Consider the following 15,466-nt stretch of genomic DNA (forward strand, 5'->3'; position numbering starts at 1 on the left):
CCGGGGCCCCGCTTTCTTTCCCCACGAGAAGAAGAAGCGGGGCCCCGGCTCAAGGCCGGGGCGACGGGCGGGGGGCCGTCGCGTCACTCAACGTCCGCTCGCAATGACGAGCGATTGATTATCATCCTGACGTCATGTAAGCGGTTTCTGTAAGCGGTTACAAGACCGCGTTACCGAGAGGATGCTTCGCCGGCCATGTCGCCTGCCCGACCCGACCCTGTTCCCGTCGCCCCGGCGGCGCGTGGCGCGCATGCGACGATCCACGATGTCGCGCGCGTCGCGGGGGTGTCGGTCGCGTCGGTGTCGCGGGTGTTCAACGGGCGCGACCATGTCCGCGCGGCGATGCGGACGCGCGTCGAGGAAGCCGCCGCACAGCTCGGTTACGTGCCGCACGCCGGGGCGCGTAGCCTCAGCATGGCGCGCACCGGCGCGATCGGCGTGGTGCTCCCCGATCTTCATGGCGAATTCTTCTCCGAATTGCTGCGCGGCATGGACCGCGAGGCGAGCACGCGCGGGCTGGGGCTGTTGCTGACGGTGCTCCACGACGGGCGCGGGCTCGACACGCTGGCGGTGCTGCGCGGGCAGGTCGACGGGCTGGTGGTAATGGCGCCGCAGCTCGATCCGGCGGTGGTCGCACAGCATATGCCGCGCGGGCTGGCGGCGGTGTTCCTCGCCTGCGCGCCGCAGGACGGCAGCGCGAGCCTCCGCATCGACAATCGCGCCGGGGCGGCCGCGGCGGTCGCGCATCTCGCGGCGGGCGGGGCGAAGCGGATCGTCCATCTCTCCGGCCCGGCGGGCAATCTCGACGCGCAGGAACGCCGCGCCGGGGCCGAGGCAGCCGCCGCGGCGGCGGGCGTGACCTTGTGCGTCGTCGAGGGCGACTTCCGCGAGGGCAGCGGCGCGGTGGTCGGCGAATGCGTCGCGGCCGGCACGATCGAGGCCGATGCGATCTTCGCCGCCAACGACATGATGGCGATCGGCGCGCTGATGGCGCTCAAGCGCCAAGGCGTCGCGGTGCCGGAACAGGTGGCGGTCGCCGGGTTCGACGACATTCCGCTCGCGCGGCTGGTGACCCCGGCGCTGACCAGCGTCGCGATCGACATTGCCGCGATGGGCGCACGCGCGGTCGCGCAGCTCGCGGCGCGGATCGCAGCGGCGCGAAACGGGTTTTGGGAAGGCGCAACCGACGGAGCGGACGAGGCGATCGTCCCGCATCTGGTGGTGCGCGAAACGACAATGATAAGCAGGCAGGGAACAGGGTTATGAAGAGGAACGCTTTTCGGCTGGCGCTCGCCGGCGCGACGGTGCTGGCCGGGCTGGGCAGCGCGGCAATGTGGAGCGCGCCCGCCGCGGCGCAGGCCGGGCAGGCGGCGCTGCGCGGCGTGATCCGCACCGCGCCCGACAATCCGGTGCAGGACGTCACGCTGGTGGAGGTCGGATCGGGCTTCCGCCGCACCGTCGTGCCCGGTGCCGACGGCAGCTACAATTTCCCGTCGTTACGCGCGGGCGCGTACCGGCTCGAGATCCGGCTCCAGAAGGGCACGCGCAATTCGGACCAGTTCACGCTGCGCGTCGGGCAGAATGCCGGGCTCGACCTCGACCTGACCACCGCGCCCGCCCCGGCGCAGCCGGCCCCCGCCGACAACACGGCGGGCGAGACCGCGCCGCCCCCTGCCGAGGCGCAGGAGGGCGACATCATCGTCACCGGCAGCCGCATCCGCTCGCTGTCCGGCGGGCAGGTCGGGATCAACATCACCCCGCGGCTGATCGAGCAATTGCCGCAGAACAGCCGCAACTTCCTCGCCTTCGCCGATCTGGCCCCGGGCGTGCGCTTCATCGAGAGCGCCGACGGCAGCTCGCGCATCCAGGGCGGCGCGCAGGGCACCAATTCGGTCAACGTGTTCATCGACGGCGTCAGCCAGAAGGATTACGTGCTGCGCGGCGGGCTGACCGGGCAGGACAGCTCGCCCGGCAACCCGTTCCCGCAGCTCGCGATCGGCGAATATCAGGTGCTGTCGTCGAACTATAAGGCGGAGCTGGATCAGGTCGGCTCGGTCGCGGTGATCGCGGGCACCAAGTCGGGCACCAACGAATTCCACGGCGAGGGCTTCTTCGACTTCACCAACCAGAACCTGCGCGAGCGCCGCCCGACCGAGATCTTCCCGAACAAGATCGCCAAGGTCGCCTCGGAGGACAAGCAGTTCGGCGTCGCGCTGGGCGGCCCGATCGTCAAGGACGTGGCGCATTTCTTCGTCAGCTACGAAGGCAAGCGCCGGCAGGTGCCGATCGACATCCTGCCCGGCAACGGCACCGCGGTGTCGAGCCTGCCCGCGCAGTACCGCGACATCTTCGGCTCCTATAATTCCGATTTCCGGCAGGACCTCTATTTCGGCAAGCTCGACGTCGAGCCGACCGACAAGGACCTGATCGAGCTGACCGGCAAATATCGGAACGAAAGCGGGCGGCAGATCGGCAACGGCATCGCCGCTTATTCGACCGCGACGCTGACCAAGGTCGAGGAAAAGCGCGGGATGCTGCGCTGGCAGCATAGCGAAGAGAAGTGGATCAACGACTTCCGCGTCTCCTATGAGGATGTGGCGTGGTCGCCGCAGCCGGCCGAGAACGGCATCGGCCAGCAATTCCGCACGACGACGCGGATCAACGGCAATGTCTCCAGCTTCGACCTGTTCCGCACCGGCGCCGGGCTCGGCTTCCAGGACAAGGGGCAGAAGGGCTGGACCGTCCAGAACGACTTCACCTGGACCGGGTTCGAGAACCACACGATCAAGGTCGGGGCGAAGGCGAAGTGGGTGCGGCTCAACTCGCTCGAGCAGAACCTCATCAACCCGCTCTATCGCTACGACACGACGCTGCCGGTCGCCGACGGGTTCAACGACGAGATCCCGTACAGCCTCGAATTCGGCGCGCAGGGCGGGCTCGATCCGCGCATCCGCTCGAACAACTTCCAGCTCGGCCTGTATGCGCAGGACGATTGGGACGTGACCGACCGGCTGACGCTGAACCTCGGGCTGCGCTGGGATTACGAGCGGACCCCGGCGTTCCTGAACTATGTGACCTCGGCGACCGACATCGCGGCGGTGACGCCGCCCAATTACACGAACCTCGTCAACGCCGATTACGACATCAACGACTATATCTCGAACGGCAGCAACCGGAAGGCGTTCAAGGGCGCGTGGCAGCCGCGCGTCGGCTTCACCTATCGCCTCGACGAACAGGGCCGGTTCACGGTGTTCGGCGGCTATGGTCGCTCGTACGACCGCAACCAGTTCGACTTCCTGCAGCAGGAGCTGGCCAACGGCCGCTTCCAGCGGCGGCAGTTCCTGTTCCAGGGCGCCGACACGGTCAATCCGTGCACGTCCAGCGCCACCTGTATCCCGTGGAACGACGTCTACCTGACCGAGGCGGGGCGCCAGCAGTTGCTCGGCACCGGCAGCGCACCGGGCGGGCGTGAATTCCGCTTCATCAACAACGACCTGAAGGTGCCGTATTCGGACCAGTTCAGCCTGGGCCTGCGCGGACGGTTCAATCCGGTCGAACTGGAGGTCGGCTATACCCGGATCGTCAGCAAGGACGGGTTCGTCTATCTGCTCGGCACGCGTCGCCCCGACGGGTCGTTCTTCGCGCCGTCGCCGTCGACCGGCGCGCCGCAGGGCCCCGACACCAGCTTCGCGCCGGCCGGTTACGGCGCGATCATCCTGGGCGACAACGGGCTCGAGACCAAGGCGGACTCGGCCTATGCCAAGCTGACCAAGGCGTATTCGGCGGCGTCGCCGTGGAGCATCGACGCGACCTACACCTTCACCGCCGCGGTCGATAACCGGCCGAACAGCGACCAGTCGTCGTACTTCCTGCTCGATTTCCCGAAGGTCAGCGATTATCCGTTCCTGCGTTCGGGCGTGGTGCCGCGGCATCGCTTCGTGGTGGCGGGCAGCGCGGACACGCCGCTGGGCGTGACGCTGTCGGCGAAGTTCCAGATCGAGAGCCCGACCTTCCAGCGCGCGCTGCTCGACAGTGCCTCGCCGTACCAGCGGACGATCGTCGGCTCCGAGGTGTTCGGGCTCGGCGATCGCTGGGGACGCCGCCAGCTCGACCTGGCGTTCACGAAGTACGTGCCGCTCAAGTTCATCAGCGACGAGACGCGGATTCGCTTCCGCGTCGACATCATCAACGCGATGAACGACCGCAACTACGTCGATTACAACAACAATCCCGCCGACAACACGCGCACTGCGGACTCGCCGAGCGTGTACCGCGAGGTGTCGAGCTACAGCATCGGCGGCAACCCGCCGCGCACGATCAAGCTGTCGGCGGGGTTCAACTTCTGATGAGGGAGCGTCGCGTCGCCCCCTTTGGCCACCGCCCCGGCGGACGCCGGGGCCCAGTTGGGAAAGGTTTCCGCATCTCGCGCGCCGCCCGCAACTGGACACCGGCGTCCGCCGGGGTGGCGCACGGAGAGGCGGCGGAATCTCCCTTCTTCCCGTCACCCCGGCGCAGGCCGGGGTCCAGAGCCGCGGGCGCTGGCTCTGCTTGGCGCTGGACCCCGGCCTGCGCCGGGGTGACGGTATAGAGGCGAAAGGACCGCATGACGTTCGACCGACGCGACATCCTGCGCGCGACCGCGCTCGGCGGGGCGGGGTGGCTGGCAGGGTGCACCGCCGGGCCGCTCGCGCCCAAGCAAGCGCCGCGGCTGGCCTTCCCCGGCGTGCTGCCCGAGATCGGCACCACCCCGGCCAGCGCCAGCGACCCGCTGATGGACGACATCCAGCGCCGCACCGTCAGCTATTTCTGGAACACCACCGATCAGGCGACCGGGCTCGCCCCCGATCGCTGGCCGACGCCGAGCTTCGCGTCGATCGCCGCGGTCGGCTTCGCGCTCACCACCTATCCGATCGCGGCGACGCGCGGCTGGATCACGCGCGCGGCCGCCGCGCAGCGCACGCTCGCGACGCTGCGCTTCTTCGCCAATGCCCCGCAGGGGCCGGGCAGGGACGGGGTCAGCGGCTACAAGGGCTTCTTCTACCACTTCCTCGGCGTCACCAAGGGGCATCGCTTCGCCAAGACCGAGCTGTCGACGATCGACACCGCGCTGCTGCTCGGCGGCGTGCTGTTCGCGCAGACGTGGTTCGACGACGAGAGCGATCCCGCCGAGCGCGAGATCCGCGCGCTCGCCGACCAGCTCTACCGCGCGGTCGAATGGGACTGGATCACCCCGCGCAAGCCGTTCGTCTCGATGGGCTGGCATCCCGAAAGCGGGTTCATCGGCTCCGACTGGAACATCTACAACGAGAGCCTGATCCTCTATGTGCTCGCGCTCGGCTCGCCGACCCACGCGCTGCCGCCGACGACCTGGGATCAATGGACCGCCAAATTCGACCCGTCGTGGGACGAGAATTACAGCGATCCCTTCACCGCCTTCCCGCCGCTGTTCGGGCATCAATACAGCCAGGTGTGGATCGACTTCCGCGGCCTGATGGACACCTATTCCAAGCGGCGCGGGTTCGACTATTTCGAGAACAGCCGCCGCGCGACCTATGCGCAGCGCCGCTATGCGATGCGCAACCCGGCCGGCTGGCGCGGCTATGGCGAGAATGTCTGGGGGCTCACCGCGTGCGACGGGCCGGGCGATTTCGTCCGCGAGATCGACGGGCGCAACCGCGAGTTCTTTTCCTATTCGGCGCGCGGCCCCGGCGACCGCGACGACGGCACGATCGCGCCGACCGCCGCGCTCGGCTCGGTGGCGTTCGCGCCCGAGATCGTGCTGCCCGCGGCGCGCGCGATGTATTCGCAATATGGCACCGCGATCTACGACCGCTATGGCTTTCGCGACAGCTTCAACCCGACGCTGACGCTGACCGACGTCAAGCTGCAGCACGGCAAGGTGGTGCCCTATATCGGCTGGGTCGCGGACGATTTCCTCGGCATCGATCAGGGGCCGATCGCGTGCATGATCGAGAACTGGCGTAGCGGCCTCATCTGGAAGACGATGCAGAAGAACCCGTATATCCGCGCCGGGCTGGAGCGCGCGGGCTTTGCAGGTGGCTGGCTTTCACCGACATAAGTGAATGATTTCGGATGGTTAACCGCTAGAGGATCGCGGATGACGCCCCGCATGTCCTTCGACGTCGACCCTTCGCGCGATCTGGTGCGCATCACGTTGGCCGGCTTCTTCACCCCCGACGACGTCGGGCGGTTCGTCGCCGCGCGCGACGCCGCGCATCGCCAGCTGCGCTGCGGCCCCAATGCGCATGCGACCTTGGTCGACATGCGCGCCATGCAGATCCAGTCGCAGGAGACGGTCACCGCCTTCCAGCAGGTGCTGGGCGACCCGCGGCAGGCGTCGCGCCGGCTGGCGTTCGTCGTCGCGCGCTCGCTGGCGCGCTTGCAGATCCGGCGCGCCGCCTCGGAGCGGCAGGCGTCGTACTTCACGTCGGTCGAGGAAGCCGAGGCATGGGTGACGGGACAATAATCTTTACATAAGAGGTATTATCAAGACCGTGCACTTTAAGAGGGTGCATTCTAAATCGAAGTGCGAAAACCTAGCTTAATTGCGGGTTCCACCCGGCTGAGGATTAAGCATCGGACGCTACACGCATCTGGATCTCGACGAACGCCGCAAACTATATCAGCTCACCAGCACCGGCAGAAGTCCGCGTCAGGCCCCAGCGGAGCTTCGAAACCACCCGTCGACGATCTACCGCGAGCTGAAGCGCAACCACCGGTTCGACGAAGAGCCGATGTTCCGAGGATATTTTCCGCTAGCGGCGCAAGCCATGGCAGCCGGTTGACGGCTGAGAGGCACTAAGATCGGCCGCTATCCCGAGCTCGCCAGGTACGTCGTCGACCGATTGGAAGCCGCCTGGTCACCGGAGCAGATCGCCGGCTACTTTCGACACCGGACCGTCGGCCCGCTGTGGGTGAGCCATGAGTCGATCTATCGGTTCGTGTATGGGCTCGATCTTCGTGAGCAAGCGCTTCGTGATCGACTCACCAGGGCATGGAACCGCGCAAGGCTTGCTTACCTCGGCAAGAAGGCCGCCGCACCCCTCGATGGGTGATCCTATTCGACGTCGCCAACTTCAAGCAGCTGAACGATCTACACGGCCACGCCGCCGGAGACGAGATGCTGCGATCGCTCGCGTCCCAAGCTACGGCGACCATTCCTAACGATGCTCATTTTATCCGCTTGAGCGGCGATGAGTTTGCCGCGCTTCTGCCAGCCGGCCGCAGAGCAACTCGCGCCGCGCAAGTCGGGGGCGTCACATAAAACGGGCACAGATATACGTTAAGGCTCGGAGGGGTCGAAAAACACCTGTTTGTCAAGCATTCGTGACGACAACTATGTTTTCCGCCACCCCATGGATGGAGTGGCTGCCCTTGAGACGTTGCTGCCGCTCTCGAGCTACCGGTTGAACGTCGGGTGTCGCCAGGACCGGGGATTCAGCTTTGCCTGTTCCCTATCGACTAGGTCGTGAACCCATAAATGATGAGGGCTCCAGTCATCAATCAGCGACGCTTGAGACGAGGCCGTGCGCGCCATCGCCTCTGAGCGGGTGTTTCAGCCTTTCTGAAGGGGCGGTATGCTTGATGATGCCTTAGCGGGTCAAAGAGGCCGCGACGCTCCATAGCTTCGTTGGACAAACCTATTCGTATCGCTGCATCGAGCTTGCGCTTATTACGTCGAAGCAGGAAGCGCTCGGGGTGGTGTCCAACCTGTCGGTAGTCAAGCTCCGAGGGGTCTTGCCCCCAAGCTGCGCGACGGCGCATGGCACGCCACATTGTAATTGACCGTCGAGCGAGTGCGACTGCTGCTTCACCGGAGAGCCTCGCCGCTCTCGCGAACTCAGATTGCCACGAGAAGCTGTACTCGCGGCGGCTCAGATCGCCGCGTCCTTCCTTCATCTCGGCATCCCTCGAAAGCTCACCTTTGAAGCATCGTCGATATGAGTCGCTGCCGCAAGGAAAGCTCTTCCACGCTTTGCCCGCATCTGATTCAGCATGGGCATGAGCCGATACGACCTGACCGATTTCGAGTGGCGCGTGATTGAGCCGCTGCTGCCCAACAAGCCGCGAGGCGTGCCGCGTGTCGACGATCGCAGGACGTTGAACGGCATCTTCTGGGTGCTTCGGTCTGGCGCGCCTTGGCGCGACCTGCCCGAGCGTTATGGCCCTCGCACCACCTGTTACAACCGCTTCGTGCGATGGCGAAAGGCGGGCGTGTGGGACCGGCTGATGGACGCCATCAGCGCGGCGCACGACGGCCAAATTCAGATGATCGACAGCACTTCCATCCGGGCGCACCAGCAGGCTGCGACGGCAAAAAAGGGGGTGCAGATCATTGTCTCGGTCGATCACGCGGCGGGCTTACGACCAAGATCCACGTCGTCGTTGACGCGCAGGGTCTCCCGATCCGCCTCGGCCTGACCGCAGGCCAGGCACATGACGGGCAGATCGCCGACACGCTGCTCGACCATCTCGGCCCACAGACCATCGTGCTGGCCGATAAGGCCTATGACGCTGACCGCATTCGCGAGCTGATCCAAGACCAGGGCGCCACGCCCAACATCCCGCCGAAAAGCAACCGCAGGTGGAAGCCGTGTTTCAGCAAACGACTCTACCGCGAGCGCAACCTGATCGAGCGGTTCTTCTCAAAGCTAAAGCACTTCCGACGCGTCGCCACCCGCTACGACAAGCTCGCCGCCAACTTCCTTGCTATGATTCAGCTCGCCTCGATGCGCCTGTGGCTGCGAGCTTATGAGTCTGCGGCCTAGGTCGAAGGATGCGACGATGGGTCAAGCGGTCAGCCGCGCCTTGTGATCGCGGGGGTTCAGGGTGCGTCAAGAGAGCGCCGCCCACATCCGCTATGATTGCTTGGCGCGGCCTGCGCGGATGTCGGCCTGGCGCCATCACTTCGCCGCCAGGATTTTCTGCAGCCAGTCGCCGACGAGCGACACCAGACGCGGGGAGCCGGCGTTCGGCCCCAGCCTTGCCACTTCCTCCTCGCCACCGGTCACGGCACCCTCCTGGAACCAGTGACTGAGACCCTCCAGCACTACCACCTGTCCCCGCGGATTGTTCGCCAGTGCCTTGCGGGTTTCCGCCGCCTCGTCGGACGCCACGACCAGCGGATCCTTGGAACCGAACACGGCCAGGACGGGGATGGCGAGCGATCGCAGGTCCGACGCGGAGCGCAGCTTGCTAGCCTTTCCGGCCTCCTCGGTGTCGATTATCGCCAAGGCACCTTCCGCTTGGGGACGCGGAAAACCCGCGGCCTCGAACCGGTCAATTACCGTCGCCCGGAGTCGCGCAATCGTCTCCGCGTCCTTGCCGTCGACCCGCGCCTGCAGCAGCATCGTCGCCGCATCGGCGGCCGTCGCGGCCTTTTCGGGCGGGCGCCCCGCGACGATCATCTGATTGTAGATGGCACGCCGGAGATAGGCCAAGCCGTCCCCGACCGATCCTGCCAGCATAACAATCGCGGCGATGCCCGGATCGGCGACAGCGACCGCCGGCGCGATTACGCCACCCTGGCTGTGTCCGACCAGGGCGATGCGGCGGCCGTCAATGTCCGGGCGGCGGCGCATGGCCGCGACAGCGGCGGCAGCGTCGGCCGCAAGCTTCTCGGCGTCCTCCTCATAGGTGCCGGTAGACTGGCCCACGCCGCGCTTGTCATATTCGAGCACGGCAATGCCATGGGCGGTCAACCGCTTGATGATCTCCGTGAAGCCGCCCCGCCCGTTCGGGCCATGGCCCTGGATCACCACGACCAGCGGCGCGCGCGTCTCCGCAGTCGCGGTCGGGTAATGCAACGTACCCGCCAGGGTAACGCCCGGGGCGCTCGCGATGCGGACGTCGGTCGTGATCTCGGACGGCCGAAACGTGGCGAAAACGCGGGCGATCGCCGCATCGTCCGCGGTGCCGCGAAGCACGGCGACGGGCCCCAGTTCGATCCGCTCGGCCACTTGGCCGAGCGGCACCGAAAGCGATTGCGACTTCGCTGCTAGACCGTGCGGCGAGGTGCCACGAAGGACGATGCGCTGCCAGCGCTCGGTCAGGTTGACGTCGGCTGCGGTCAAACGGGCATAGTTCGGCGCGGGCCCCTGTACTGCGATTGTCAGGTGCGTCGGACGCGCGGCGCGCGCCCAGAACACGACGGTGATCCGCTCGCCCGCGGCAATCGCGTCTGGTATCGGAAGGACGGCGCCGCGCGACCAGGGCGTGGGTGACGGAGTCCCCGGCTCCACGAGAAGCATCGCGGATCCCGGCAGGGCGGAATTGCGGGCATGGCTATAGGGCGCGCCATAGACCGCCCATTCATTTACGCCCAGGGCCGCGCTCGTCTGCGCTGCAGCCGGACCCGTGGCCAACAACGCGATGCTAAGGGGCACGGAGCGCGCGGTCGGCCGCACGACCTCAAAGAACCAGCTCCCGGCAATTGCGACCATGCGCTGCATCCGTCCCCTCCTCTGTTATGTAGAGTCAAAAGATCGCGGCAGGCTCCTCGGCGCAACCCGCGTCCTTGAAGCGCGCCAGGCCGGCGATGGCGACGGCCTCGGCGACCAGCGCCGCGAACGGTACCAGCAGTACCGCGAAGTCCAGCGCCGCGCAGGCGGTGACGATCGCGAGCGTCGCCATGATGGCCGCGGCGAGATGCAAGGCCGTTCCGACGCGATGCCAGTCGCGGTCCAGCACCCACCACGCCGCCGGCAGGTGGCAGGCGGCGAGCAGCAGCATCACCAGCGTCAGGGCGGGCCCCAGCGCCAGGGTGCCTGCATCCAGCATTAGGCGATAGGATCCGCTTCCCGACATCAGGCCATGAATGCCATCGCTTGCTTCGACGAAGGGAAAGCCGGCCGTCGCCGCCATCGACAGCGCCGTTGCCATCGGCAGGAACAGCCCGAAGACCAAGGCGTAGCTTGCCAGCATGAAACGGCCCTCGGCATGGTGCGGCAAGGACCGACACGCGCCCAGCAGGCAGCCGAAAGCGAAGCGAAATGCCTGCCCGTCCCGCGCCGCGATCTCGAACTCATACGCCATCGCCAGCGCCCAGTTGCGGCGGCGGGATCCCAGTAGCTGCATCGCCAAGGCCAGCAGCAATCGTGGCAGCGCCTGTTTCATGCGGTGGCCAGGCCCCCGTCACGCGCCCCGAACGTGTCAGCCTGCGCTTGTGCCAGTCGCACGCCTTCTGCTGTGAGACGATATGCATGCCTTGGCGGCCGTCCGGATTGTTCGGGCGCTTGCCACATCGCTTCGACGAGCCCCTGATCAGTCATGCGCATGAGCAGAGGGTAGAGCGTGCCGGACAACAGGCCGGTTTGCTTCATCAATTCATAGCCATGGCACCACACAGGGGCTCGCGCCACGAGCGCTTTCAGCAGCAGGCACATTTGCGAAGAAGGGCGGCGAGGGCGACGCATGACGATATAGCAACATATGTAGAAATAATGGTCAACCTGCTTTTGGTCCGGGAGAAGCGCATGGCGCATTTGAGCGGCCCCATGCCATGAACGGCGGGGTATGATGGTCTGCTGAGATCAGCGTGATCGGCAGCCATATTCAGGTCCTGACTTTCATAGCAGCGGATTGGAATGCCAAACCGTAAGGCGCTAGCCGCCTAAGGAGCGTACAGTGCTACCAGTGGCAGCTTTCGGATTAAGCGGCCGCTCCCGGTCGCTGATCCAAACGACCGGCTCTAGTCGGATGCAGCCACGCTCTCCTGACGGGAAACACATGATTGCCGACACTCCGGCCAGTGACCCCGGCCAGGTCCATCGCGAACCGGCGTTTTCTGCGCGACAAACCCTGTCGCAATGCTAAGCTGCGCGGTAACCGCCTATTTGAGGTTTTCCGTACATGCTCGTCGGGTACATGCGCGTATCCTCAGCCGACGACCGCCAGTCAGTCGACCTGCAGCGCGACGCGCTGGTCGCGGCTGGGGTCGACGAGCGGCACCTGTACAGGGATAAGGCGTCCGGCGCTCGTGACGATCGGCCGGGGCTGAAGTCGTGCCTCGAGTACCTGAAGGCCGGCGACACGCTGATTGTGTGGAAGCTCGACCGGCTCGGCCGGTCGCTACCGAACCTGCTCACCATCGTCACCGACCTGAAGACGCGCGGCATCGCGTTCCGCTCACTGACCGAGCAGATGGACACGACCACGCCGCACGGCGAGCTGCTGTTCTCCATCTTCGGCGCGCTCGCCCAGTACGAGCGCGAGCTGACGCGGGAGCGGGTGATCGCCGGGCTCGCGGCGGCCAAGCGCCGGGGTAGGCGCGGGGGGCGGCCGCCGACGCTCAGCGCGGAGCAGATCGAGCAGATCACGGCCGCGCTGGATGGGGGCGCCAGCAAGGCGTCGGTGTGCCGGACCTTCAAGGTGCCGCGCTCCACGCTGCTCGATACGCTCGAACGGTTGGGCTGGACCGCCCCAGCCAAGGCCTGACGGGTGCCCAGGCGCGCTGTTCTCACTGAGGAGCAGCGCGCGGCGCTGCTCGCGCTGCCGGAGAACGAGGTCGAGCTGATCCGCTACTGGACGCTCGGCCCTGACGATCTGCGGACGATCGTCAGCAGGCGACGGCCGCACAACCGGCTCGGCTTTGCCGTCCAGCTCTGCGCGCTTCGCTATCCGGGCCGGCTGCTCCGGCCCGGCGAACTGATCCCGCACGCGCCACTCGCGTTTGTCGCCGACCAGGTCGACATCGACCCTGACGTGCTAGCGGACTATGCCACGCGCGGGCCGACCCGCTACGAACAGCTCGACACACTGCGCGACGTGTTCGGGTTTCGGCAGATCAGCCGTCCGGCGAGGGCGGAGCTGCAAGCATGGCTGTTGCCGGCCGCGCTCGCCACCACGGGGGGCGCGGAGCTCGCGCGCATGCTCCTGGACGAGTTCCGCAGGCGACAGGTCATCGTACCCGGGATCACGCTGGTCGAGCGCATGGTGGCCCAGGCGCTGCTCGACGCCGAACGCCATGTCGCCGAGCTTCTGACCCGAAAACTCACCGCTGAGCAGCGCGACGTGCTGGATGGACTGCTCGCGCCCCATGTGACGGCGAAGACCAGCGTGCTCGCCTGGGTGCGTCAGCCGCCGGGGCGACCCGGCCGACGCGCGTTCCAGGCCATCCTGGATCGGCTCGCCACCCTACGCGGGATCGGGCTCGATCCGGGGCTGACCGACGCCGTGCATCCCGAGCGCCTGCGGCGGCTCACCGGCGAGGGCGCGCGGCTCACCGCCCAGCACCTCGCGACCTTGAACCCGACCAGGCGGCGCGCGGTGCTGGTCGCGACCGCGCTAGAGACGCAGGTCACCCTGACCGACGATGCGGTGCTGATGTTCGAGCGACTGTTCGGCCAGATGTTCCGGCGCGTTGAGCGACGTGAGGAAGCGGCGTTGAAGCGGGACCGGCGCACCATCACGGCCAAGATCAGGCTGCTCGCGCGGCTGGGCGACGCGCTCCTCGCCGCTCGGAGCAATGGCGGTGACGCGCTTGCTGCGGTCGAGCACGTCATCGGCTGGAACGAACTCGGCGCCGAGGTGGAGGAGGCAAAGCGCCTGGTCCGGCCCGACCCGCTCGACCCCGTCGAGCTCGCCCGGTCCAACTTCCCCATCCTGCGCCAGATCGGTCCCGCGTTCGTGCAAGCCTTCGCATTCGGGGCGGTGCCGGCCTGCTCGATGCTAGCGCGCGGCGTCGAGATCGTGCGGCTGCTCGGGACCGGTCGCCTGCGCAAGCTGCCGGCCGATGTGCCAGTCGGGTTCATACGCCAGACTTGGCGACGTCGCATCGGCCGGGACGGCATGGACCGGCGCACCTACGAGTTCTGCGTGCTGGCCGAGTTGCGCGACCGGTTGCGCGCCGGTGACATGTGGGTCGAGGGCAGCCGCCGCTACCGCGCGGTCGAGCAGCAGCTCATTCCCGCTCCCGTGTTCGCCGCGATGCGAGAGGCGGGACCGCTGCCCGTGCCGTTGCCAAGTTCCGCGGCCGAGTGGCTGGCCGGACGTCGTGAGGTCCTCGCCCGCCGTCTGGGCGAGGTGGCGATCAAGGTTCGCGCCGATGCCCTCGAAGACGTGTCCCTGCGCGCGGGGCGGCTGCGCATCTCTCCGCTCAAGGCGGTCACCCCCGACGAGGCGGAAGGCGCGGTTGCGCCCTTGTACGCGCACCTGCCGCCGATCCGCGTGACCGACCTCCTGGCCGAGGTCGACCGCTGGACGGGGTTCACGAGCTGCTTCACGCACCTGACAACCGGGCGCACCCATGACGACCCGCGTGCGGTGCTCACCGCGGTGTTGGCCGACGCTACCAATCTTGGCCATGCCCGTATGGCGGAAGCTTGCGACCTCGTCAGCCAGCGCCAGCTCGGCTGGCTGTCGTCCTGGCACCTACGCGAGGAGACCTACGGCGCGGCGCTCGCCCGGCTGGTGAACACGCAGCACCGGATGCCGCTCGCCGCCCTGTTCGGGTCGGGCACATCGTCGAGCTCGGACGGGCAGCACTTTCCACTCAACCGCCGTGCGCAAGCGACCGGGGCCGTCAACCCGCACAAGGGTTCGGAACCGGCCGTGTCATTCTACACGCACGTTTCCGACCGCTACTCGCCGTTCCATTCCAAGGTGATCTCGGCCGGCGCGGGCGAGGCCGCCCACGTGCTCGACGGCCTGCTCCACCACGGGGCCGACCTCAGCATCGAGCGGCACCATACCGATGGCGGCGGGGTGTCGGATCATATCTTTGCGATGTGCCACGGCATGGGCTTCCTGTTCGCGCCGAGGATCCCGAACCTGTCCGCCAGACGGCTCCACCTGTTCGAGGGTCTGGACCCCGGACCCGACATAGCGCCGCTTGTCGGCGAGGCGATCGACGAGGAGTTGATCACGGCCCACTGGATAGACGTGCTCCGACTGATGACCTCCGTCCGCACCGGCGCCACCAGCGCATCCGCCATGCTGGAGCGGCTCGGCTCCTACCCGCGTGCGAACGGGCTGGCTCTGGCGTTGCGCGAGATCGGACGCGTGGAGCGCACGCTGTTCACGCTCGACTGGATCGAACACCCCGACGAGCGGCGCCGCGCCACCCGCGAGTTGAATAAGGGCGAGGCGGAGAACGCGCTCAAGCGGGCGATCTTCTTCCATCGTGCGGGCCGGCTGCGCGACCATGGGCTCCAGGCGCAGAGCCATCGCGCAAGCGCGCTTAACCTGGTCGCGGGCGCGATCGTGCTCTGGAACACGACCTACCTCGAAGCCGCGATGCAACACCTTGAGCGGCAGGGCCGCCCCGTACCGACCGACATGCTGGCCCACCTCTCGCCGCTCGGCTGGCAGCATATCAACCTCACCGGCGACTATCTCTGGACCAAGCCGACCACCAAGGCAGGGCAACTCCGGCCATTGCGCCCGGTGCTCAGCCCGCCGCTGCCCCGAGCCGCTTAGCGTATATCTGTGCCCGTTCTATGTAGCG

The 15,466-nt window shown here is 67.0% G+C and carries 12 protein-coding genes; 9 read left to right on the plus strand and 3 right to left on the minus strand.

What is annotated here, in order from left to right; translation table 11 throughout:
- Nucleotides 1–195: 195 nt before the first annotated feature.
- The 7 genes from PGN16_RS19620 (at nucleotide 196) to PGN16_RS19645 (ending at nucleotide 8,789) form a co-directional block, all read left to right on the plus strand.
- Nucleotides 196–1,266, plus strand: coding sequence for a LacI family DNA-binding transcriptional regulator (locus PGN16_RS19620; protein WP_335311041.1), 1,071 nt, complete (start codon nucleotides 196–198; stop codon nucleotides 1,264–1,266).
- A complete protein-coding gene (locus PGN16_RS19625; protein WP_335311042.1) occupies nucleotides 1,263–4,346 on the plus strand; it encodes a TonB-dependent receptor in 3,084 nt (1,027 codons plus the stop codon). Before PGN16_RS19620 ends, PGN16_RS19625 begins: the two co-directional genes overlap by 4 nt.
- A gap of 257 nt (nucleotides 4,347–4,603) precedes the next feature.
- Complete coding sequence (locus PGN16_RS19630; RefSeq protein ID WP_335311043.1) at nucleotides 4,604–6,079, plus strand: glucoamylase family protein; 1,476 nt, start codon at nucleotides 4,604–4,606, stop codon at nucleotides 6,077–6,079.
- A 39-nt stretch (nucleotides 6,080–6,118) separates the two neighbouring features.
- On the plus strand, nucleotides 6,119–6,487 hold the full coding sequence (locus tag PGN16_RS19635) for a hypothetical protein (RefSeq protein ID WP_335311044.1): 369 nt from the start codon (nucleotides 6,119–6,121) through the stop codon (nucleotides 6,485–6,487).
- A 127-nt stretch (nucleotides 6,488–6,614) separates the two neighbouring features.
- Nucleotides 6,615–6,806: a helix-turn-helix domain-containing protein gene (locus tag PGN16_RS20300; RefSeq protein WP_443019692.1), complete on the plus strand. Its 192-nt coding sequence runs from the start codon at nucleotides 6,615–6,617 to the stop codon at nucleotides 6,804–6,806.
- Between the two features lie 209 nt (nucleotides 6,807–7,015).
- Nucleotides 7,016–7,285: a diguanylate cyclase domain-containing protein gene (locus PGN16_RS19640; protein WP_335311045.1), complete on the plus strand. Its 270-nt coding sequence runs from the start codon at nucleotides 7,016–7,018 to the stop codon at nucleotides 7,283–7,285.
- 737 nt (nucleotides 7,286–8,022) lie between these two features.
- Nucleotides 8,023–8,789 (plus strand): IS5 family transposase gene (locus tag PGN16_RS19645; RefSeq protein WP_335311046.1). Its coding sequence is split into 2 segments (ribosomal slippage): nucleotides 8,023–8,347 and nucleotides 8,347–8,789, totalling 768 coding nucleotides; the frame shifts between segments, so codons are not numbered across the junction.
- Nucleotides 8,790–8,924: 135 nt separating this feature from the next.
- Here PGN16_RS19645 and PGN16_RS19650 read toward each other — a convergent pair.
- From PGN16_RS19650 to PGN16_RS19660, 3 genes are read right to left on the minus strand one after another with little or no spacing between them, the layout of a single operon-like run.
- On the minus strand, nucleotides 8,925–10,472 hold the full coding sequence (locus PGN16_RS19650; protein ID WP_335311047.1) for an alpha/beta hydrolase family protein: 1,548 nt from the start codon (nucleotides 10,470–10,472) through the stop codon (nucleotides 8,925–8,927).
- Between the two features lie 25 nt (nucleotides 10,473–10,497).
- Nucleotides 10,498–11,136 carry a hypothetical protein gene (locus PGN16_RS19655; protein ID WP_335311048.1) on the minus strand — a complete coding sequence of 213 codons (639 nt, stop codon included), beginning with the start codon at nucleotides 11,134–11,136 and terminating at the stop codon, nucleotides 10,498–10,500.
- Nucleotides 11,133–11,504, minus strand: coding sequence for a PadR family transcriptional regulator (locus PGN16_RS19660; RefSeq protein ID WP_335311049.1), 372 nt, complete (start codon nucleotides 11,502–11,504; stop codon nucleotides 11,133–11,135). The genes PGN16_RS19655 and PGN16_RS19660 overlap by 4 nt, the downstream gene beginning before the upstream one ends.
- Nucleotides 11,505–11,871: 367 nt before the next feature.
- Between PGN16_RS19660 and PGN16_RS19665 the strand changes: the two genes are divergently transcribed.
- On the plus strand, nucleotides 11,872–12,456 hold the full coding sequence (locus tag PGN16_RS19665) for a recombinase family protein (RefSeq protein ID WP_335311050.1): 585 nt from the start codon (nucleotides 11,872–11,874) through the stop codon (nucleotides 12,454–12,456).
- A 3-nt stretch (nucleotides 12,457–12,459) separates the two neighbouring features.
- The gene (locus tag PGN16_RS19670; RefSeq protein ID WP_335311051.1) at nucleotides 12,460–15,438 is read left to right on the plus strand and encodes a Tn3 family transposase; all 2,979 of its coding nucleotides are present in this window, start codon (nucleotides 12,460–12,462) and stop codon (nucleotides 15,436–15,438) included.
- Nucleotides 15,439–15,466: the final 28 nt, after the last annotated feature.

Source organism: Sphingomonas phyllosphaerae (assembly GCF_036946485.1).
Classification (GTDB): Bacteria; Pseudomonadota; Alphaproteobacteria; order Sphingomonadales; family Sphingomonadaceae; genus Sphingomonas; species Sphingomonas phyllosphaerae_E.

Coding starts and splice junctions, on each gene's coding strand:
- PGN16_RS19620 (WP_335311041.1), top strand. CDS start 196: ATGTCGCCTGCCCGACCCGACCCTGTTCCCGTCGCCCCGGCGGCGCGT.
- PGN16_RS19625 (WP_335311042.1), top strand. CDS start 1,263: ATGAAGAGGAACGCTTTTCGGCTGGCGCTCGCCGGCGCGACGGTGCTG.
- PGN16_RS19630 (WP_335311043.1), top strand. CDS start 4,604: ATGACGTTCGACCGACGCGACATCCTGCGCGCGACCGCGCTCGGCGGG.
- PGN16_RS19635 (WP_335311044.1), top strand. CDS start 6,119: ATGACGCCCCGCATGTCCTTCGACGTCGACCCTTCGCGCGATCTGGTG.
- PGN16_RS19640 (WP_335311045.1), top strand. CDS start 7,016: ATGGAACCGCGCAAGGCTTGCTTACCTCGGCAAGAAGGCCGCCGCACC.
- PGN16_RS19650 (WP_335311047.1), bottom strand. CDS start 10,472: ATGCAGCGCATGGTCGCAATTGCCGGGAGCTGGTTCTTTGAGGTCGTG.
- PGN16_RS19655 (WP_335311048.1), bottom strand. CDS start 11,136: ATGAAACAGGCGCTGCCACGATTGCTGCTGGCCTTGGCGATGCAGCTA.
- PGN16_RS19660 (WP_335311049.1), bottom strand. CDS start 11,504: ATGCGCCATGCGCTTCTCCCGGACCAAAAGCAGGTTGACCATTATTTC.
- PGN16_RS19665 (WP_335311050.1), top strand. CDS start 11,872: ATGCTCGTCGGGTACATGCGCGTATCCTCAGCCGACGACCGCCAGTCA.